Below are 21,666 nucleotides of genomic sequence, written 5' to 3'. Positions count from 1 at the left end.
TGCCTTATTGACGCCAAAAGTTTAGCGTCAACAAGCTCCATGATACACGTGGATTTATTACAAATTCTGAGAGTATCCTGAGGAGGGGGGAATGAGGCACAGATAACCGTACTCTACGCCTCTTTATTCGTACTTATTTATATACTTACCAAATTTCGTCGATGATTTCGTTTTTATACTGCTGTGCTTTAGCAAGTTCATCGTTAGACATATATTGCTTCACATTAAGGATTTCTTTTTCGGCATCCTCATCGCCATTTTCCTGAGCAATCTCAAACCATGCTAATGATTTGGCAAAATCACTGAATACACCATGACCATTTCGATACGCGTATCCCACCATAAATTGGGCGTAAGTATCATCTAGCATCGCTGCTTTTTGAAAGTATTCAAAGGACTTAGCGTAATCCGTCGTTTTAAAACCGCAACGCTGTTTGTATTTAGGGTAGTAGTAAATATCACCAAGTTTCGCCACCGAGCGAGTATGGTCTTCGAGTTCAATGGCATGCTCGAAGTGTTGCATTGCTTTTTGGCAGTTCATCTCAACGCCTTCGCCATTAAGGTAAGCGATCCCTAAGTTATAGATCGCACTGGTATTCTGTTGTTTTGCGGCTTGCTCAAACCAATATGCAGCTTTGGCGTAGTCTTTTTCGACTCCAACACCATCATTGTAAGAAAATGCGAGTTGATACATAGCGTCATCATCTCCAAGTTTTGCTGAAGCTAAATAGTACTCGTTGCCTTTTTTGACGTCTTGCTCTGTACCTTCACCATCAAAGTACATAACCCCTAGGCTATACAACACATAGGGATCTTGCCCGTCTTCAGCTTTGTGATACCAAGAGAGTGCCTCTTCATAGTTACCATCCGAATACTCTAAATCTGCTTTCAGAGTTTCAGCGCCATCATGACCTGACTTTAGTGCTTGTTCTAGATATTCATGAGCTCTGTCTATATTCGCTTGCATAACAGACTCATCTATCAACAAGTTAGCTGCTTTATAAAGCACATCTGGGTCGTTTGACGTTTCAGCCTCTTTTAGCAGCGCGAGGTCATCACCTTCAAACAGCTCCCAACTAAGATCATAAGAAAGCGCCTGAGTGGATATTAATAACGAGAAACATGTGAGGATAGTACATTGGCTTTTGTTCATAACAACCTAATTTAACCTATTGATTAATTGTATTTATTTTCACAAAAGCATCCTATATCTGATAGGTTGGCAAATCTAAAGTAAAGTAATTTTATGCAAATAAACTCACATAAAAGTTTAGTGCCACATGCCGCAACCATTAGTACCTCTCTAGATTCAGATTAGCGAGCAAGAGAAATCACTACACTTTCTCCCGCCCACAATAACTGTTTGAAATCTTTCCTTTTCCTCGGGTTTAAATAATGCAACTGCCAAAAACATTACACATCAAAACATTAGAAAACTAACCAAGACAAGAGAGCTTACTATTCATTTCCGCAGCAAATTTGCAGTTAAATACACTAAAGGTTATAGTTGCGCCGCAAAAATTACTTTGAACTCAAAACAAATGGAGGGCGCTTTTAGTGTTTTTCTTGAAAAAGTGAAACACATTATAAAAACGTAAACCTTGTATTTATGGAAAATGCATTAAAAAAATACAGTATCGAAACCACTGATTATCAAGTTGGACAAGACAACGTACAAAAGTGGGGATTCGATATCCACAATCCGGTATTTGGGATTAGTGCTGGCCTTGTGATCCTTTGTCTACTGACTCTTTTAATTGTTGACCCAACTACTGCTCGAGACGCTCTGAACGGTCTTAAAAACAGCATTATTGTAGATTTTGACTCCTTCTTTATGTGGTCAGCAAACTTCTTCATTTTGTTCGCCGCAGTGCTCCTACTCTCCCCTCTAGGCAAGATCCGTATTGGAGGGATCGATGCCAAAGCCGAGCACTCGACCATTTCATGGTTATCCATGCTGTTTGCCGCCGGTATGGGAATAGGGTTACTTTTCTGGAGCGTTGCCGAGCCAACGGCATACTTTACTGATTGGTACGGTACACCGCTTAACGCAGAAGCATATAGTGAAGAAGCGAAAGCGCTTGCTATGGGTGCCACTATGTTCCACTGGGGTATTCACGGTTGGGCAATCTACGCTATTGTGGCGCTATCTTTGGCCTTCTTTGCCTTCAATAAAGGACTACCTCTTTCACTTCGATCTGCTTTCTACCCACTGTTTGGCGATAAAGCTTGGGGCTGGCTAGGTCATGTAATCGATATTCTCGCCGTCCTCGCTACTTTGTTTGGATTAGCCACTTCTTTAGGGTTAGGCGCACAGCAAGCCACCAGCGGCATCAACCATGTATTTGGTCTTGATGGTGGTATCGGCATGCAGATGATTGTGATCACTTTCGTGACCTGCATTGCGGTGCTCTCTGTTATTCGCGGTATCGATGGAGGCGTTAAGCTTTTAAGCAACATCAACATGGTGATTGCTTTTGCATTACTTGCGTTTGTATTGTTCATCAGTTTTGACACTGCAATGCTGTCACTTTGGGACACGACCATTGCCTATGCGCAAAACCTTATCCCGCTAAGTAACCCTCACGGCCGCGAGGATACTGGCTGGATGCACGGCTGGACAGTGTTCTATTGGGCTTGGTGGGTTTCTTGGTCACCATTTGTTGGTATGTTTATCGCGCGTGTATCAAAAGGTCGAACTGTACGTGAATTCCTGTTTGCAGTGATCATTATTCCAACCACAGTGACGCTTATTTGGATGTCGGTATTTGGCGGTATTGCTCTTGATCAGGTAGTCAACCAAGTCGGTGAGCTTGGTGCTAATGGCTTAACCGATATTTCGCTGACCTTGTTCCAGATTTATGATGCTCTGCCATACAGCTCAGTCATTTCTGTGCTTTCAATTATCCTAATTTTGGTGTTCTTTATTACCTCATCAGACTCTGGTTCACTCGTTATCGACAGTATCACCGCTGGTGGCAAAATTGATGCACCTGTCCCACAACGTATCTTCTGGGCATGTATTGAAGGTTCGATTGCAGCGGTTATGCTTTGGATTGGTGGTAAAGAGGCATTGCAAGCGCTTCAATCTGGGGTTGTTGCAACAGGTCTTCCTTTCACTCTTGTCCTACTTGTAATGTGTGTCAGCCTGATCAAAGGCTTGCGCTCAGAGCTACCGGCTTATCAGTCCTCGACTCGACAAGTAACGGCCTAACTCTAAGCGAGACAAACTCAATGGGCGCTATTTCTAGCGCCCTTTTTTATTTTTCTCAATCGATCACCTCTTCCACAACTGCGTATACTAAATTTATGGCTTTAGAGGAGGCAGCAATCAATGAGTAAACGGCCTATCAATATCATCGCAATCGATCATATTGTACTGCGAACGAGCCAGCTCGATAACATGGTGCACTTTTATCAAGACATCCTTGGCTGCGTGATTAAACGAGAAAAGCTCGATATTGGGCTTACCCAACTCAGAGCGGGTAACGCATTAATTGACATCGTGACAGTCGATAGTGAGCTAGGTCGAATGGGAGGCATAGCACCACAACAAAACGGTAGAAACGTTGACCATTTCTGTCTGCAAATATCCGCATTTGAGGAAGAGGAATTGCTCGACTATCTAAAGCAACACAATATAACTACATCAGGCTTTGCCGAACGATACGGCGCACAAGGGTACGGTCGCTCTGTTTACGTAGAGGATCCTGAGGGCAATGTTGTGGAACTTAAACCCTTTAAAATGACCACCAATTAGAAAGCCACTCGGATTTAGATAGTTAGAACCTCATCAACATACTGTTTTTAGCCTCAGCGTATAGTATTTCACTGGTTAAAAAGTGTATGGATAGCGCATGTTAGATCTCCCCCAACTTACTCAGCTTAGAAAAAACATTCATCAGCACCCTGAACTTTCACATCAAGAGCAACAAACGGCTCTGCGTATAACTCGCGTGTTTGAAAGTTTCTCGCCGGATGAAGTCCACACTCAGCTTGGTGGTCATGGCGTCGCATTTGTCTTCCACGGTCAAGAAATAGGGCCTTCAACTTTAATACGCTGCGAATTAGACGCCCTACCAATACAAGAACAAAACACCTTTGACCATCGCTCTATCCTTGATGGCGTGTCACATAAATGTGGCCACGATGGTCATATGGCGATTATCTCTGCTTTGGGCGCGACACTCGCGACTCGCAAACCGCAATCTGGAAGAGTGATACTGTGCTTTCAACCAGCGGAAGAAACAGGGGCTGGCGCGATTGATATGGTCAACGATGAGAAATTCGCTTCCCTAAAACCAGACTACGCCTTTGCGCTACATAACTACCCAGGCCTAAAACTTGGCTCGGTAGCAGTAAGAGCAGGGACTTTTAATTGTGCTTCTCGCGGCATCATCATTAAGCTCAGTGGCAAAACATCACATGCGGCACATCCTGAAGATGGTATTAGCCCCGCTAGCGCAATGTGCCAGATCATCGAAAAACTCAACCAGCTTCCAGAAGAGCTAGCCGAACAAGGCGTCGAAGATAAACTATGGGTTACCGTCATCCATGCCAAACTTGGCGAAGTAGCTTTTGGTACTGCACCGGGAGATGCCGTTGTCATGGCGACACTTCGTAGCGAGACCAATCAAGCAATGGATAACTTAGTAGAGGTGACACAAACATTCGCGCGCGATTGTGCTCATAAGGCCGGATTGGAAATAGAATTCAGTTTTGATGATGTTTTTCAGGCAAGTGTTAACTCAAATGAAGGCTGTGATCGCGTCGTTCAGGCTTGCCGCAACACGTCCACGGAATACATCTTGCTGCATGAGCCTATGCGCTGGTCTGAAGATTTTGGCCAATTCACCGCAGTAGCAAAACAAGGGGCAATGTTTGCTTTAGGAGCCGGTGTCGACACTCCTCAGCTACATAACCCTGACTATGACTTTGATGACGAGCTAATCCCTATTGGGCACGCTTTGTTTCTCGACCTTATTAAGCAAATTAATGGTCTTGAATAGTCTTAGCTTGCTTGCTAGCAATCTTGTCGCAAATATAGCTACCTATTGGGATAGAAGAGGTCGCTGCGGGTGAAGGGGCATTGCACACATGCAAGCTACGTGGGCTTTCTGCAAACAGAAAATCGTGTACTAGTGTGCCATCTTTTAACACAGCTTGAGCTCTAATCCCCGCAGGATAGGGTTCAAGATCTTCAACTTGAATTTTTGGGCAGTATTTATTCACCAATTTCAAATAGCCTGCTTTCCACCAAGAGTTTTTCGTCTCAATTAACCCCGTTTTTAGATGCTTGGCCGTCAGTTTCCAGAAACCACTGAACGAGAGCATTTCGCACACGTCACGAAAACTAAAGTTAATGCGTGAGTAACCTTCCCTTTTCCATCCTTGCACCGCATTCGGTCCAACCGTGACACTGCCATCGATCATACGAGTAAGATGAACCCCAAGAAAAGGTAAATCGGGATCAGGAATTGGGTAAATTAGATGGTTGACGATCTGGTTGTACTTAGGCGCAAGGCGGTAATATTCACCGCGATAAGGAATGATCTGAAAATCCCTTTGTAGCCCCATCATCTTGGTCATGCGGTCGGCCATTAACCCTGAACAGACGACCAAAAACTGACCTCGAAGTAATTGCGCCCGGCCGTCACTGACAACCGAGACCTCTACCCTATCTGAGTACTCTTGTAAGTTCACCACAGGTGTTCCAAGGCGCACCTGTCCACCCGCTTGGCGGAACTCTTGTGCCATCGCCTCGGTGACTTGGCGATAATCCACAATACTGGTGGCTGAAACGGCAATAGCCCCCAACCCAACAATGTTAGGTTCGCGCCTTTTAAGCTCTTGCTGATCAATCAGCTCAACCTCTATGCCATTTTGCTGACAACGGGTATACAGCGCTTGCATACGCTCGACTTCAATTGGGCTTGTTGCAACCAGCAATTTGCCACAATTCTCGACCTTAATATCATGCTTATTACAGAAGTCCATTGTAGCGGCAACTCCGGCCTTACAAAACTCCGCTTTCAAACTTCCCGGCGCATAGTAGACACCAGCGTGAATCACACCACTGTTATGCCCGGTTTGGTGAGATGAGAGTTGCTGCTCTTTTTCTAGCAAGAGAATGGATTTGTCCGGATAACGATTTTGCAATTGCCAAGCCGTCGAGACACCGACTATCCCACCACCTATCACAATGTAATCGTAACTCTGATCCACTCTATTGCTCCTTGCCGCCAAACTAATCCTAGCCACCAATATTAATCGTGACGTTAAGCGATTGAAAGATCGACTGATATAGAAAAAACTTATCGATAGATACAATTCATACTCAATTAAACGTCGAAACTTTGTGAAACATGGTTAAAATAGCCCGCTTAGATTTTCTAACCCTATTGGTTGTTTGAGGAAGAGACATTGAACACGCAACACCTTTTGGCAAGTGACAGCAAAGATATCGAACAAGCTAAAGACATTCTCGCGTCTGGCGAGCTTGTTGCGATTCCGACTGAAACCGTTTATGGCCTTGCTGCAGATGCATCAAACCCAGAAGCGGTGAAAAAGATCTTTGCCGCCAAAGGTAGACCAGCGAATCATCCACTGATCGTTCATATTGGAGAGGTCGAGCAACTGTCTGAGTGGGCAAAAGACATTCCTCAAGAAGCGTACACTATTGCCAAAGCATACTGGCCTGGGCCTGTAACTGTACTGCTCAATAAAGCAGACCAAGCGACACCAGTGGTAACCGGCGGTTTAGACACCATAGGCATTCGCATGCCCGCTCATGAAGTGTTTGCTACTTTGCTGAAATCTTCAGGTATGGCTGTTGCAGCGCCTTCAGCAAATCCATATAAAAAGCTCAGCCCAACTTCAGCAGAGCACGTACTCAACTCTTTAGGGGGCAGAATTGCGGCTGTACTCGACGGCGGTAACTGTGCTCATGGTTTAGAGTCAACCATCATTGACCTAACCCAAAAGCCTTTCCGTATTTTGCGCAGCGGTCCGGTGACAGCAGCGCAGCTATCAGAAACGCTGGGCGAAGAAGTACTGTCACCGAAGGCACACACTGTTGCCGTTCCTGGGAATGTGACTAGCCACTACCAACCTAATACCAGAGTACGTTTGGTTGACCTCGCTGAGATTGAAAACGCTGAAGGGAGTAACATTGCCTGCCTGCATATTTCTGCGATTGAAAACCAAAGCTTTAAGTCGAAGCAAATGCCATCAGATGTGGCTGACTATTCTCATGACCTTTATCGCGCTTTAGACGAGGCAGATAAATGGGGCTGCGAAGAAATCTGGGTTGAACATCCACCTATCTCAGACGAGTGGTTGGCTGTTCATGACCGATTAAGTCGAGCACAGTCTAAGCTTTAAGCTCAGGCCAATAAATTAAAACAAAACGCCAGAAGCCCCATCTTCTGGCGTTTTTGATTGCGCTCACCTGTTATTGGCTTTGTGGCTGCCAGTAAACAATTTCCCTCACTCGCCCTGTTGAGTCTTTATCTGGAACTTCGGGTAAGCAGCTTAAGTGCTGAGGATGCTTTGCAGCCAACATCAAAACAAAAGCATCCACTAAATCATCTGGGCTGGCATGTTTCGCTAACGTCGATTCTATCTGATGCTCTAAAGCCCTTACCCACTCTAATGGAGTGATGGCTTGGATGATCGCCAGTCGTTCTTGATAACCTTCCCGACTCTTCTTCCCATAGTCTAATGGCTGTCTATTATTTAGCGCTGCAAAAACTACTTCTGGGTGTGACTCACGAAGATATAGATTAGGAAATTGGTTAAGCAGCTGATCAATTTGCTTGACCTTTGGCAAAATAAACCAGCTTTGCTTAGATAGCTTCTTACCAAGCTGAGTAACGTTGATATCACACGCCTGTTGGTACGTGTTTGCGTAAACCGCCTCTCGGCAAGGAACCGGGAAAACCGACGAACCACGTTTGGGGCTTAAAAATCGACGCGCCGCTTTGTCACATGCTCGATCGGGACTAGCAGCATCACTATAACCAATAGGAATATCAATCAAAGCTGCGCCTTGTTGGATCAACGGTACCGCATCTGCTATCTCAGGCACAATTTGGCAGGTGGGAACAACATCTGAAACCTGCCAAATTACCCAGCCGGCTTTACAACCGTCTATTCCTATCGCTCTCATAATTTCTTTCCTGCGCCTTAATGAACGTAGTTTAAGTGGTTAAGACAAAATAAAAAACGCCCCATCTCTCGATGGGGCGTTTTATTATTGTGAGTATAAGCTTCGAATCGGTTCTGGCTCAACATAGTCGATGTATTGACTGGATGTCAGTTTATCGACTTGCTGCTGACTACCCGATACTACCAGCACTTGTTGGCTGTCTAACGTTTCGACAACGTCTAGCTGGTAAGATTGAAGAAGCTCGCGAGTCTGCTGTTCAGTGCCTTTATGATACTTCACAAAGAATCGGGTTGATTGAGCCTCTGCTTCTGCCTGCCTTTCATCAACAGGTGGAAACGCTGGGTTATCAGCATGGCTCAATGTAGCAACCGCACTCATCAGCAAGGCAACTATACCAACGCCATAAAACACTTGCTTCTTCATATTCACTCCTTATTGAAATGACAGTGACCAGCTGTTGATCGTACCTGTATCTTGGCGTGCGCTATCTACCGCTTTTAGTTTCCAGTTACCTTTTGACTCAAAGCCAGTAAAGTTTGCTTGGAAGCTAGTACGAATGTCATTTGCTGACCCGCCAGTATTTTCATGCAGCACTACTTGACCACCGGTTGGTGAAGTCAGCGTGACTTTAAGGTCACCCACATAGCTATGGCTAATATCAACTGCAACTGTCACTGTACCAGAATCACCAGAACGCAGTACATCGATCTCACTCGTTGCACCTAGCGCGCTGTTGTCTGGAATCGCCATTGCATTTTGGTTGCTGTAGTTTGATGGCACTTGACCACCATTGTCAGAACCGTTATGCGTAGCAACAAGCGAAGCACCTGAGTACGCCGAGTAGCCATCGACTAACACTTGGTATGTGCCAGCTTGAGTGACATCAAGAGAACAAGATTCGTTGTTACCGCTTTCCCATGAACGGCAATCGTATGTTCTTGTTGTCGGTGTACCGTCAAAACGAACATACATATCCGCATCACCGCTACCGCCAGTTAGCTTGAATGTCGCTTTTGTTGCACTTGCAGGGACTTCAAAGGTGTAAACCGTGCCTGATTTGCTTGCGCCAGATAGAGGGCCTTTCGCCACTCCGTTTTCTAGTACAGTGCTTGTATCTACAGGACCATTACAGCCCACATCTAGGTAAGTTTTTGCAGCATCTGCATTAACCAGACCATGACCCGTGCGATCATCGCGTCCTGCTACATCAATATCTGTCGCACTTGCGTTTAGTGCTTTACGTACTTGCGCGGCTGTACAGGTTGGGTGGTAACTCCACACTAGCCCTGCAACACCTGCTACGTGTGGCGTCGCCATAGAAGTACCATTGTAGTACTCGTAGTCTTTACCCGTTTCCGTAGAAACCGTCACGGTATCACCAACTTTACCTGCTAGCTCTAAACCAAATGCTCGATCAACGGTAACTGAAACCATGCGGTAGCTATCGTTGTCATCCAGAACAAATGGGTTTTGAAGACCAGGTAGATCTTGATTACTGTATACGATTGCCGCTTTAGCGCCCGCATCAGAACATGCTTTCACTGGGTTGATTTCAGGTCGAACACCCGTTCTTTGGTTTTCGATACGTTCAGTCAGACAGATCTTGTCCGTCATATCACCACAGTTGTAGCTACCTGAAGAGATATCACATGCAGCGATAGGAGCGGTAAACGAACCTGCCACTGGTGCTGATTCGTAACTGCCGGAAGTTTTGATTTTACGGTTATGTGGCACAACGCCGCGATCAAAGCTGCTTGCACCGTTGATGGTAATATCAGACAGAACACCTTCACCTACTGTCACAGTTGAAAGTACCGCCACACCTGGCGCTGCAATATCTACTTGGTCGGTTGCTTGAGAGAACGCAGCGTGGTCGTTGTTTGTATCAACCGCTGCAACTGACATTACCGCATCATAAGATGCTGGGTAGCTGTGTGCCGTGTTACCTGAGTTACCTGCCGCTGCGATAAGCAGAACACCTTTGTCGTAAAGGTCTTGCATCGCGTTTTGTTCAGTAATGCTTGAACGGCTACCACCCAAGCTCATGTTAACCACGTTGGCGCCATTATCCGCACAAGTTTGAATTGCTTTAACTAAGCTCGATGAGTAACCCCAACCAGATTCGTTGAACACTTTAACAATGTGTAAGTTCACATTCTGGTTCGGCATTACCCCTTTAACACCTTCGGTATTGGCAATCGCCGCAATCGTACCAGCCACGTGCGTACCGTGGGCATTGTTGTTGCCCGGAGAACTCCATGAGCCTGTGCCGCTATCGTTGGTACCGTTAACACGGTTACCACTTAGGTCATTGTGGCTGATGTCATAGCCAGAATCGATAATACATACCGTGCGATTACCAGCATTTGAATCATTCAAAAGCTGAGCATTCACAGCATTGTAGCCCCACGGCGTCGTTTCACTTAGCAGGTAACGTGGGGGATCGACCTCGACGTATTCCACTTGCGCGTTAGTACGCAAAGAAGACAGCTCGTTGTCATCCATTTCTACACTGTAGATTGGCTCAGAGCCTAGCTTTTCGACCTTACGAGCTTTAACTTGCTGAAGCACCGATTCGCGAACTTCACTAGCAGCCATAACTGGCTCACCAGCACGAGTAAACGGCATAGGTGCGTCTTGTTTAAATTTAACGATGTACTTAGTTGGTAGATCAGCCTCATTGAATCCCATTGAAGGCGAAGCGTTCGCCACTGAGATTCCAGCCATAGCCACTGCGATAGTTGAAAGGGTAAATAACCCTTTGGTTTTACTTGTTATGTTATGCATCTGCTCTATTCCTCATTGAGCTATTTTTATTCATTTTCCACTCATGAATCATCATTTCTAGTGATGATTCACAAGCTATCTAGCTATAAAGAATGATTATAAAACCGCCAACATTTTATAAAGTTAATGCTCTATTTTTACGCTAAGGCTCACCCTTTACATCTAAAAAGTGAACACTCATTAGAAAAATTATTTCCTTAAAAAGCAATTACTTAATAACACTTATTATGCTTAGACACCTCTTAAACAACCAGCTAACCTTAATCCAAGAACTCAAAATCTAGGGGCCAGTTGCACGCCACATAACTAAACGAAAGTACCAATCAAGCCTGACTTGATGAACAGCACACAATCCAGTGAAAAAAGGCTGAGAGCAAAAAGCATAGGTATGCAATCAAAAGGATATGAATTAGCTTATAAATGTCAGGGAAAGACTAGGTTTATCAAACATGTTTAAAACAGCTATTAATGTATTTATTTCAACCTTGCTATTGGTGATCACTACAGGGGGTTACGCACAAGATCGGTTCCCCCTCGCCCCACCAGACACCAGTAGCCCCAAAGCCACATTTGATAGTTTTCATCAGCTAGTCGACGCGGCAAACAACCAACTCGCACAGTTACCAAACTTACCGAGCGATCAGCAAGAAGGCGCTCGGCAGTCTGTCTATGCGCTGTTCAACAAAGCAGTGCAATGCTTTGACTTTTCGCAGCAACCTAAATCTGAGTACCCACGTATCTCTCTAGAATCCGTCATGCTGATGAAAGAGATCCTCGACCGAATTCCAGCATTTGATCTTAACTCTATTCCCGATACAAATAGCATTGAGCGATGGACGATCCCCAATACTCAACTGTCGATTGAAAAGCAGCCAAACGGACAATTCCTTTTTTCTGCTCAAACTGTCGAAGCACTGCATTCCAACTATCAATTAGTCAAGCACCTACCCAATCGTGATGGCACAGTAAAAGATTTCTACCGCTACTTCTCACTGTCTGCTGGTAAGCTCGTGCCTCCAAATTGGTTTACTTGGGTTGAAAGCTTACCGCCGTTCTTCATGCTAGAAGTTGCCGATCAAGCGGTATGGCAATGGATAGGTTTAGCGGTGTTATCTGCTGGATTGGTACTTTATGCCTTGCTCGTTTATCGCGCCAACAAACTAGCGCTATTGCGCCCGCTACTTATGGCGGCAGGTATTGGCTCGCTTGTATATTTGAGCAACCACCAGCTCAATCTGACGGGTAAGTTAATGTCTGTTATGTCGATATCTGGCGAGCTCATTGTTTGGTTATTGGTCGCACAGGCCGCCTATTTGCTTGGCTATAAAACGTGCAGTGCCATGGCAAAAACTCGCAACGCCTCAAATCTGCGCCAAAGCATTACTCAAATTATCGGCACACTGGTTGGTTCAGCATTAGCTGTCAGCATTTTCGGCTATGGATTACACCGAATCGGCGTACCTGTGTATGGCATCGTTACTGGACTAAGTTTAGGCGGGATGGCGATTGCACTTGCCATTCGACCAACGATGGAAAACCTGATTGGTGGTGTGATTCTATTCTTAGACAAGTCACTCTCGGTCGGTGATTTCTGCCAGATGGGCAAAGTCTCGGGTGTTGTTGAGCGTATTGGTGTGCGTTCAACCCGAATCCGCGCCAAAGACCGTACGCAAATCACCATCGCCAATGGCGCATTAGTTAAAATGGAGATCGTTAACTACAGTCGCCGTGATCGATACCCATTTAAAACTGACATCGCGCTGCGATTTGGTACCCCAGCCACCGTAGTTACAAAGATCACGCACGAAATTGAGGCGATGCTTGTCGCTCATCCAGACACGCTAGAGTCCCCCGTACGCGTCCATTTCTCGACATTCGATAACTATCGCATCAATTTAGAGATTCTTGCTCACCTAGATACCACCAACCGAGAACGCTTCTTGGAGCTGCAACAAGAACTGCTGTTTAGCATCGAACGCATCATCAAACAAAACAACGCTGAGTTCGCCATCCCAATTCAAGCTACAATTTTGCAGATGGAGAAAGCAAGAGACTCTCATTCTAAAACGCAGTTGGATAGCAATAGGATCACTCTAGAGAACTAAAATATCAGACTTAAATAAGTTAGTGATTCACATCTCTTTCCTTAAGAGCGAGTCATAAGAACACTTTCTAAGCAAAATACACATCTGGTAGCATAAAAAGAAAAAGGCCAGTTGTTATGATAGTTAAAAACCGAGATGGAAAATCCGCGAACAACAAGAGACAGAAAAGCGGAGAAAAGGTAGAAAAAGATGTTTCTTTCTACCTATCCAGAGAGTTTGCAGATAGAGAAGACATTTTTGTCTTCAATGATTTAAGAGTTGAGCACAATGAGCAGTTTGCCCAAATTGATCACCTAATCCTGTATAAAAAAGGCTTTATTCTAATTGAATCAAAGTCGATCAAAGGCAAGGTAAGAGTAAACAAGCAACTAGAGTGGCAAAGAACATTTAACGGCCACTGGCAAGGTATGGCATCTCCTATTGCTCAAGCACATCTACAGAAAAAGCTTTTAAAGCAGTTACTTAATGAGAATGCAGACATCATGCTCAACAAGCTCGCTTTGATAGGAATACAAGCGTATTTTGGCGGAAGATGTTGGGATCTCGTTTGTGCCTCTTCAAATGAGACTTTGATTGAAAGGGATTCAATGCCTAAATCCATTTCTAATCAGATAGTAAAAGCGGAACAAATAGCAAACAAAGTTAGTTCTCTGATTTCTTCAAGCAGCACTATGTTTAATACTAACCCTAGTTTTTCACCCGAAGAAATGATGAAAGTACGCAATTTCTTGCTTGGTCAACATAAGCCATTAGGAACAGCGCAAAACCACACATCACCTAGTTGCCCAGAAGAGTCTTTAAACCAAAACCTTGAAACCAAGTCAGATCTTCAACCGCAAACAACCTCTTCTAACAAACAAAACTCATGGTTTAAGTGCCGAGCTTGCGGCAGTTACCATACAACAGAAAAGTCGGGACGATTTGGTTACTATGTCCAATGTGAGAACTGCCAAACAAATACATCAATGAAGCAAGTGTGCCTCTCGTGTGGGGGAAAAGCAGTAGGTGTCTCGAAAAACAAAAGTGTCTATACACGAACCTGCGAATGTGGTCATAAGACTCAATACACATCGCCAAAGGCATCACCACTCACCAACCAATAATCGACTCTTAACCCCTCTTACTTGAAGACCAAGAGCTTCAAAGACTTGTTCAAAGTCGCGACATTGGTTTGGGACATTCGGTAAGGCAAGCGTGGCTTCCGAGAAAAAGCATTGTTGTAATTGCTCGTTCTCACCCCAAGCTAATTGCCACCACTCTAGAATCCTTTGACGAGATGAGCAAAGACGGTAGTGAGTAGGAAGACGATCTTTTTTATCAAGATTCTCTTTTGCCGTGGTTGGCAGTAAGTTCCACTTATCGTTATTCGGCCAATGAGCAAAAGGTAAGCAGTGATCAATGTGGTAGTCATTTTTGAGGGACTTACCACTCCAAACACTTTTCATCACTAAACTGTCTTTACGTAATACCTCAACCCTAGTTCGAACATCGCGCGTATTATGCTTCTGATCTATCCAGACAAGGCAGTCATGGTAAGTTTGCAAAGAAATATTGCGCTGCTTATTCTTTTCAAAGCGCTGCATTTCTAAGATCCATTGATTTACAACTAGTGGCTCTATCCAAGAATGGTACAAACGGAAACAGTCCCACAGACTCTCGTCCAAAACAAACTCACCGTAACTTTCTAGGAAATCCAAATCGATAATATACGAGTTAGTTTTCTTGGACGTTTTACGGTTCATATGAAAATAGGGGTTCGAAATATCACTTTGGTAAGTGTATTTGACCGGACCACTCTTCAATGTAGCTAAAGTATCGCGAATAGCCTTGTCTAAAGCTTTTGCCTCTTCACCCGTAAAGAATGAACCAACCGCGAGATCTTCAGCAGCTAAGTGAGTTAGCTTCCCCCAACCTTCAGGCTTTACAAAACCAAGTCCAGCCGAAGAATTGGCACTTTGCTGAATATCTTCAATGTCTATCAAGCGCTTAAACTGACGGTTCCAGTAAAGAGCAACCAACCCCAATGGGATAGCTACCTTGCCGTCACTTCGATCTATAACCGCCCCAGAGTGTGCGTCAGCGATACGTAACAAAGTACGTAGTAACGCCAATTTGTACGTAGCTGCTTTGGTGTCATTAACGATGATATGGCGGACTCTATTTAAGTCACCAGATCCATCATCAGGTAATGTCATGACAACGGTTTGCCATGAAACATCACAGCGATTGAGTTGATCCGATTGGTCAGTAACGTCGTGCACCAATAGAGCACTGTCTTTAGAGAGTTGTTCCAACTCCTCAACCGAGACGTCATAGCTCACCCGACCATCATCAAATTCACCGTGACGGAGAGTAATGATCAACTTTCCATTGGGTGCGAGAAGGTTGGCGAGCTTTCTGAATGCGCGCTTTCTGTATGTCGGAGCAAGATGCATCCAAACAGCACTGACCAGAATCACATCAAACCGAATACTTAAGTTGGTTGTGCGAGACAAAGCGGGTAACGAATCATCAAGCCAAACAATAGATTCCCCTGTGTGTTCACTGCCTAAATTGCGTAAAGCCTGACAAGGTTCGATGGCATACACTTCACAACCAGACTCTGCCATCCACTTCGCATCACGCCCACAACCCGCACCGACATCAAGGACTTTATCCCCCGAAATAGGCCAATAGAGACACCAAGCGCTATTCACTGATTCCGCTTGGAGAGCGTTATATTGAGCGCACAGTTGTTCTGCATTTTGCTCGTAAAAAGAAGAACTTGAAGACATAGTTTTGCTACCGAAGTGGAACTTACTGCATAGTAATTGGCTTTATAATTGATTACCACCCAAGTGCCAGCAAAACTTGTTGCAATTTGGTTAAATAGAATTAAAACTCTAACTGTATCAACCAGATTGACCACTCATACGTGGGTTGAGTAACGGAAGGAGCGCGTTTTGTTAAGTATTCTTCGCCTTGTATTGGCTGCTATTTTTATCGTATTTATGACCCTCTTCGCTATGGTTTATTGCCTGTTTAGCCCCAGAAATCCGCGGCATGTGTATTTCTTTTGTCGTTGGTTTAACCAACTGCACAAACTGGTAGGTTTAAAACTGATTCAGCGCGGGTTAGAACGAGCGCCTACGCCGAAAAACAGTGTTTATATTTCTAACCACCAAAGCGTGTATGACTTCGTTACCTCACCGGGAATGCTAAGACCACGTACCGTTTCATTAGGTAAGAAAGAACTGATTTGGGTACCGTTTTTTGGTCAACTGTATTGGATCACAGGCAATATTTTGATTAACCGCCAAGATAAGTCCAAAGCTCGCGATACGATTAAGCAAGTTGCGGAAGCCATCCACCAACGCGATCTGTCCGTTTGGGCCTACCCGGAAGGTACCCGCAGTAAAGGGAGAGGATTGCTACCGTTTAAAACCGGTGCCTTTCGTATGGCAATTGAAGCCGGTGTGCCCATCACACCTATGGTAGTAAGCACCACGCACAACAAGATTGACCTTAACCGTCGTAACAATGGTGTGGTGATCACTGAAATGCTTGAGCCAATTGATACCACTCAATACAACCTGAGTGATGCCCGCGCTCTTGCTGAGCATTGTCACCAGTTAATGGAAGCTAAAATCGCAGAGCTGGATAAAGAAGTGGCAGCGATCGAAGCGCAACAAAACTGTGGCGTAAGTACGCAGGATAATACGATCAAAGAGTAACTCAGTCGCAGATAAACCACTGAGTACTCTATAACTTACTGCCAAAAGTGTTCAATCCTCGCAAATTTGGCTGGGCTAGTTGTCATAAAATAGCTTTGTCGGCACAGTCAGCTTGAAACGGTTGCGAGGATTTAACATGAAGATCATTCACCATGGCGGCAAACAAACGATTACTGGCTCTTGCCATGAGCTAAGATCAGAGGCTCAAGCCATTCTTATCGACTGCGGACTGTTTCAAGGCGCTGATGCTCGGCCATTGGATATTGAATTTGAAACCTCTCACTTGACCGCGATTGTCATTACCCACGCCCATATTGACCACATAGGTCGACTGCCGTGGTTACTCGCAACTGGCTATAACCAACCTATTTACTGCACTACCGCAACAGCCGAACTGATCCCGTTAATGCTCGAAGATAGCCTAAAGCTGCAACTCGGTTTAGACCGCAAACAAACCGAGCGCGTGTTAAACAAGATACGTCGCCTAATTAAGCCATTGGACTACAATTGTTGGCATTGTCTAGACGAGATTAACTCCCTTGGTTCGATGACGATACGTTTTCAACCTGCGGGGCATATACTCGGTTCCGCCTATGTGGAAGTGCGCTTGGCGAATCAAGAAGTGGTGGTCTTTTCTGGCGATCTCGGTCCAAGTAACACCCCACTCCTGCCTGATCCTAAACCTCCACAGCGTGCTGATTACCTACTGATTGAAACAACCTATGGCGACAAGCAGCATGAAGACATTGCAACACGCGGTGAACGGTTAAAAGCCATCATAGATCGCTCTCTTGAAGATGGAGGAGCGATCTTGATTCCTGCGTTTAGTGTTGGACGTACTCAAGAATTGTTGTTCGATATTGAGCAGCTCATCCACCACCATCAAATTGATGTTTCTATCTCTATCATTCTCGATTCTCCCATGGCCCAGCGTGTCACTCGTTCCTATCGCCATTTCAAACAGTTATGGGGCAAGGAAGCGAAACAGCGGCTAGAGAGGCATCGCCACCCACTCGCATTTGAGCAATGTATTACGGTCGAAGATCATCGCACTCATCAGCGCTTGGTTAATCGTCTCCAATCAACCCAAGAGCCTGCGATAGTCGTTGCTGCCTCTGGAATGTGCCAAGGTGGTCGTATCATGGACTATCTGAAAGCGCTACTGCCTTTGGAAACAACCGATGTTCTTCTAGCAGGTTATCAAGCGCAAGGGACTTTGGGCCGGGAAATTCAAGCTGGCGCGATGGATGTGGAAATTGACGGTGAAGAGGTCGAAGTCAAAGCGCAGATTCATACCATGTCAGGCTACTCTGCCCATGCAGATAAACACGATCTGCTGCGCTTTATCCAGGGCATTGCTGAAAAACCAAAGCAAATTCACTTGATTCATGGTGAACCCGACACACAAACGCAGTTTGCATCTGAACTTAAAGCGCTTGGGTTCGAAGTGAGAAGCGACTCGACTAACCAAAGCGAACAGCGTTGAGCTGTTCGCTATATAGCCATTGATATCGGCTAAACGGCTGTTACCAGCTCGCCTCTTTCATGTGGACCTGAGCACCAAGTTCTAGACTAAAATCTGAACCGAGTTTTGGGTAGTGGTTAGTCATCATCTTGATCAGTTGAGCACTGTTTTTACTCTGTTTTTTCGCTTCAACAAAACGCTCTATCCATGTATGAGTATAAGCAATGGTGCTGGCATCTAATCGACCCGATTTTTGCATATGTCCAGGCACAACAAATTCTGGGGTTAGTGCCTGCATCTCTTCCAACTGCGCCAACCATGTTTTAACTTCTCGGTCGGTTTGAGTATCGGCCATCCACACATGCATACCTTGAACAATGCCAACGTTACCCAAGACGGCTTTTTCACTTGGCACCCACAAATATGGTCGATGCGCTAGCACTCCCTCTGTACCACGTATTTCGATCTTTTCACCATCAATCGTTAACTCGTTACCTTTCACCACCTCTGGAAGAACGGGATCTTTAGGCGCATTTAAGCCCATTTTCGGCCCCCAGAAGCTGACTTTTTTCTCAAGTTTTTTCGCAATCGCCTCCCTTACCGCGGCCGTGGTGACTACATGCGCATCAGGGAAGATGGTGAGCAGTTCAGAGGCGCCAAAGTAATAATCTGGATCGGCCTGACTGATGAAGATGGTTTTTAGTGGCTTACCTGCATCCAATACTTTAGCTGCAATACGGAGTGCGTCCGCGCGGGTGAAGCCAGTATCAATAAGTAACGATTCTGTTTCTCCAACAACCAGTGTCGAAGTGACGTTGAAGCTGTGCTCATCGGCGTTGTAAACCTCAAAGTTCAAATCGGTTGCCGCCATCGCAGCTGAAGAAGTGGTAAGTAGTAAAGCGAGTGTTGTTAAGGCTTTCATGCTGTCTCCTAATGGATTGCTTGTTTTGTTGCTAAGCATGTTAGCCTCTGGTTTTATTTCTAAATAGAGCCTATTCTTTTCATCATTATTTCGTAGAACGATCATATCAATGGATAAGTTAACCGCAGCAAAAGTGCTACTGGATGTAGCCCAAACAGAGAGCTTTACCGCCACTGCCGACCGTTTAGATATTTCTCGCCCTATGGTTACTCGCCATGTTGAAGCGGTAGAAAACTGGCTCGGTGCACGGCTCTTGCAACGTACCACCCGCAAAGTCTCCCTGACCAATACTGGGGAACAAATGCTGCCAGACTTACAGCGCTGGGTTGAACAAGCGCAGCAAATTGAAGAAAGCCTAATGCCTACCCAGGCGATACAAGGCTTTGTGCGCGTGTCAGTCAGCATGTCGTTTGGATTTTCAGAACTGATGCCTGCTTTGACGGTTTTTCGCCAACAATATCCGGGAATAAGGCTCGATATTGATGCTCAAGACAGAGCCGTAGATATGGTCAGCGAAAGAATCGACCTGGCTATTCGCACCACTAATGATCCAAATCCTGCCTTAATAGGACGCCCGTTTGCAGTTTGTCACTCTAAGCTAGTGGCATCTAAAGCGTACTTAGATGCGCGAGCCGCAATTACCCACCCATCAGATTTAGAACAGCATGCTTGCCTCGGCTACAAAAACTTTGGTCGCCATATCTGGCAATTGACGAAAGGTGAGCAGAAACATCAGGTCGAGGTGAATTGTGATATCACTGCTAATGAAGCTACCGTGTTACTCCATGGCTCACTCTCTGGGTTAGGAATATCCATGCAGCCAACCTACCTAGCCGATAGAAAAATAGCCACTGGCGAGCTGGAATGGATACTGCCAGACTGGCAACTAAATACACTGCAAATGTATCTGCTCTACCCTTCTCGCAAACACTTATCTCATCCTGTAAGAGCCCTGATAGATTTCCTTGTGAATCATTTTGAACAGCAGCGAAGCCTGGGATAAAAGAGTCTCGTTTAGGCATTACTCTTTTTAATCGAATCCACAAAAACTATTCGCTGACATGTCGATATCTTTTACTCTCTAGTGGCGCTATTCTGAGCAGGTGTTTATCACTGGAACTTTCAATGGACATATTCATACTGGTGGGGCTTATCACCCTTAATGGCTTGTTTGCCATGTCAGAACTGGCGCTTGTTGCCGCTAAATCGAGTCGTTTAAAAGGCCTAGCTCAGACTCAACCTTCCGCACAGCTCGCTCTTGAGCTAAAGAACAACCCAACCCGCTTTTTATCAACCATTCAAATTGGTATCACGGCTATTGGTATTTTGAGTGGTATTTTTGGTGAAGCGACCCTTTCTGCACCTTTTTCGGTGTGGCTTACCCAGCAAGGGCTTGATGCTGAATTGGCTTCTATCGTCGCAACCGCCAGTGTCGTTGTATTAATCACTTACTTTGCGATTGTGGTTGGTGAGTTGGTGCCAAAACGTTTTGCTCAGCGAAATGCAGAGAAGATTGCGGTTATTGTCGCCTACCCGATCCATTGGCTAGCCATTATTACCACCCCTTTTGTGGTTCTGCTGAGTTCCTCTACCGATGCGTTACTCAAGCTATTTCGTCAAAACGGCGGCGATAATGACCAAATCACCGAAGAAGATATTTTTGCTGTGGTCAATGAAGGCTCCGAGTCCGGTGCAATTGAACCGCAAGAACAAGAGATGATCCGTAATATTCTGCATTTGAATGACCGATTAGTGACCTCTTTGATGACGCCGCGTTGCGATATGGATTATCTCGATATTGAGCAGCCCATAGAGTCTTGTTTGAAGCAGATTCGTCAGACTCAGCACTCAGTTTGGCCTGTTTGTCATGGTGGCTTAGACAATATTATCGGGACGATCTCCTCTAAGGTTCTGCTCGACCAATATGAGTCGCTTTCGATTGAAAAGATTGCTCGCTTAGTAAGAAAGCCGCGATACTTCCCCGAATCAATGAAAGGCTTGCCTTTGCTCAATCAAATGCAACAAAACAACTGTGAGATGGCGTTTATCGTCGATGAATATGGAGACATTCAAGGAATAGTCACCCACTACGACATTCTTGAGTCAGTAGCAGGAGAACTCGGCTTAGCGCCCCAACACACATGGGCAAGGCAACATCAAGATGGTAGCTGGTGGATGGATGCACTGATCCCTCTTAATGAGCTAAAACGACGTTTAGACATCAGCACATTCGAAGGGGAAGAGAGCGAAGGATTCCAAACCCTGAATGGTTTTCTAACCTGGCTAATCGGCCGAGTCCCTGAAGTAGGCGAAGTGATTGAGTATCAAGAATGGCAGTTTGAGGTTTTGAAGGTACAAAACAACCGGATATTGCAGGTTAGGGTGGTTCGGATAACTGGATAACTGGATAACTGGATAACTGGATAACTGGATAACTGGATAACTAAAGTTGCTCCACAGTGGTTGTGAAGCCAACTTTAGTTTTCTAGCAAGGCTAAGCCCGC

General features: G+C 45.2%; 17 protein-coding genes. 10 read left to right on the top strand and 7 right to left on the bottom strand.

Going from position 1 to position 21,666, the window contains the following annotated elements; translation table 11 throughout:
• Window positions 1-145: 145 nt before the first annotated feature.
• A complete protein-coding gene (locus tag LYZ37_RS03620; RefSeq protein WP_272786517.1) occupies window positions 146-1,153 on the bottom strand; it encodes a tetratricopeptide repeat protein in 1,008 nt (335 codons plus the stop codon).
• Between the two features lie 456 nt (window positions 1,154-1,609).
• On the opposite strand from LYZ37_RS03620, the gene LYZ37_RS03615 reads away from it, so the two are divergent.
• The 3 genes from LYZ37_RS03615 to LYZ37_RS03605 all read left to right on the top strand — a co-directional run bounded on the left by LYZ37_RS03615 (window position 1,610) and on the right by LYZ37_RS03605 (window position 5,009).
• On the top strand, window positions 1,610-3,214 hold the full coding sequence (locus LYZ37_RS03615) for a BCCT family transporter (RefSeq protein WP_272786515.1): 1,605 nt from the start codon (window positions 1,610-1,612) through the stop codon (window positions 3,212-3,214).
• Between the two features lie 120 nt (window positions 3,215-3,334).
• Complete coding sequence (locus LYZ37_RS03610; protein ID WP_272786513.1) at window positions 3,335-3,760, top strand: VOC family protein; 426 nt, start codon at window positions 3,335-3,337, stop codon at window positions 3,758-3,760.
• A gap of 97 nt (window positions 3,761-3,857) precedes the next feature.
• Window positions 3,858-5,009, top strand: coding sequence for an amidohydrolase (locus tag LYZ37_RS03605; protein ID WP_272786511.1), 1,152 nt, complete (start codon window positions 3,858-3,860; stop codon window positions 5,007-5,009).
• On the opposite strand, the gene lhgO is transcribed toward LYZ37_RS03605, so the two are convergent.
• A complete protein-coding gene (gene lhgO, locus LYZ37_RS03600) occupies window positions 4,993-6,225 on the bottom strand; it encodes an L-2-hydroxyglutarate oxidase (protein WP_272786509.1) in 1,233 nt (410 codons plus the stop codon). The two genes, LYZ37_RS03605 and lhgO, sit on opposite strands and share 17 nt — an antisense overlap.
• Before the next feature lie 198 nt (window positions 6,226-6,423).
• On the opposite strand from lhgO, the gene LYZ37_RS03595 reads away from it, so the two are divergent.
• A complete protein-coding gene (locus LYZ37_RS03595; protein WP_004744406.1) occupies window positions 6,424-7,383 on the top strand; it encodes an L-threonylcarbamoyladenylate synthase in 960 nt (319 codons plus the stop codon).
• Window positions 7,384-7,453: 70 nt separating this feature from the next.
• On the opposite strand, the gene LYZ37_RS03590 is transcribed toward LYZ37_RS03595, so the two are convergent.
• From LYZ37_RS03590 to LYZ37_RS03580, 3 genes are all read right to left on the bottom strand, one after another.
• The gene (locus LYZ37_RS03590; RefSeq protein WP_272786507.1) at window positions 7,454-8,170 is read right to left on the bottom strand and encodes a DUF429 domain-containing protein; all 717 of its coding nucleotides are present in this window, start codon (window positions 8,168-8,170) and stop codon (window positions 7,454-7,456) included.
• A gap of 84 nt (window positions 8,171-8,254) precedes the next feature.
• The gene (locus LYZ37_RS03585; RefSeq protein WP_272786505.1) at window positions 8,255-8,593 is read right to left on the bottom strand and encodes an ATPase; all 339 of its coding nucleotides are present in this window, start codon (window positions 8,591-8,593) and stop codon (window positions 8,255-8,257) included.
• Window positions 8,594-8,602: 9 nt separating this feature from the next.
• Window positions 8,603-10,957, bottom strand: coding sequence for a S8 family serine peptidase (locus tag LYZ37_RS03580; RefSeq protein ID WP_272786504.1), 2,355 nt, complete (start codon window positions 10,955-10,957; stop codon window positions 8,603-8,605).
• Between the two features lie 449 nt (window positions 10,958-11,406).
• On the opposite strand from LYZ37_RS03580, the gene LYZ37_RS03575 reads away from it, so the two are divergent.
• Both LYZ37_RS03575 and LYZ37_RS03570 read left to right on the top strand, forming a co-directional pair.
• Window positions 11,407-13,062, top strand: a complete 1,656-nt coding sequence (locus LYZ37_RS03575; RefSeq protein ID WP_272786503.1) for a mechanosensitive ion channel family protein — start codon at window positions 11,407-11,409, stop codon at window positions 13,060-13,062.
• A gap of 116 nt (window positions 13,063-13,178) precedes the next feature.
• A complete protein-coding gene (locus tag LYZ37_RS03570) occupies window positions 13,179-14,165 on the top strand; it encodes a nuclease-related domain-containing protein (RefSeq protein WP_272786502.1) in 987 nt (328 codons plus the stop codon).
• Here LYZ37_RS03570 and LYZ37_RS03565 read toward each other — a convergent pair.
• The gene (locus LYZ37_RS03565) at window positions 14,145-15,836 is read right to left on the bottom strand and encodes a class I SAM-dependent methyltransferase (RefSeq protein ID WP_272786500.1); all 1,692 of its coding nucleotides are present in this window, start codon (window positions 15,834-15,836) and stop codon (window positions 14,145-14,147) included. The two genes, LYZ37_RS03570 and LYZ37_RS03565, sit on opposite strands and share 21 nt — an antisense overlap.
• 168 nt (window positions 15,837-16,004) lie before the next feature.
• On the opposite strand from LYZ37_RS03565, the gene LYZ37_RS03560 reads away from it, so the two are divergent.
• Both LYZ37_RS03560 and LYZ37_RS03555 read left to right on the top strand, forming a co-directional pair.
• Window positions 16,005-16,775, top strand: a complete 771-nt coding sequence (locus LYZ37_RS03560) for a 1-acylglycerol-3-phosphate O-acyltransferase (RefSeq protein ID WP_239826372.1) — start codon at window positions 16,005-16,007, stop codon at window positions 16,773-16,775.
• 136 nt (window positions 16,776-16,911) lie between these two features.
• Window positions 16,912-18,261, top strand: a complete 1,350-nt coding sequence (locus tag LYZ37_RS03555) for an MBL fold metallo-hydrolase RNA specificity domain-containing protein (protein WP_272786499.1) — start codon at window positions 16,912-16,914, stop codon at window positions 18,259-18,261.
• Window positions 18,262-18,301: 40 nt separating this feature from the next.
• Here the strand turns inward: LYZ37_RS03555 and LYZ37_RS03550 are convergent, their stop codons facing one another.
• A complete protein-coding gene (locus tag LYZ37_RS03550) occupies window positions 18,302-19,162 on the bottom strand; it encodes an MBL fold metallo-hydrolase (protein ID WP_272786497.1) in 861 nt (286 codons plus the stop codon).
• Between the two features lie 109 nt (window positions 19,163-19,271).
• Here LYZ37_RS03550 and LYZ37_RS03545 point away from each other — a divergent pair, with 109 nt between their 5' ends.
• Together LYZ37_RS03545 and LYZ37_RS03540 are read left to right on the top strand one after the other, a co-directional pair.
• Window positions 19,272-20,165: a LysR family transcriptional regulator gene (locus tag LYZ37_RS03545; protein ID WP_272786495.1), complete on the top strand. Its 894-nt coding sequence runs from the start codon at window positions 19,272-19,274 to the stop codon at window positions 20,163-20,165.
• Between the two features lie 122 nt (window positions 20,166-20,287).
• The gene (locus LYZ37_RS03540; RefSeq protein ID WP_272786493.1) at window positions 20,288-21,565 is read left to right on the top strand and encodes a hemolysin family protein; all 1,278 of its coding nucleotides are present in this window, start codon (window positions 20,288-20,290) and stop codon (window positions 21,563-21,565) included.
• The last annotated feature ends 101 nt before the right edge of the window (window positions 21,566-21,666 follow it).

Source organism: Vibrio tubiashii (genome assembly GCF_028551255.1).
Classification (GTDB): domain Bacteria; phylum Pseudomonadota; class Gammaproteobacteria; order Enterobacterales; family Vibrionaceae; genus Vibrio; species Vibrio tubiashii_B.
This window is presented reverse-complemented; position numbering and strand designations above follow the sequence as displayed.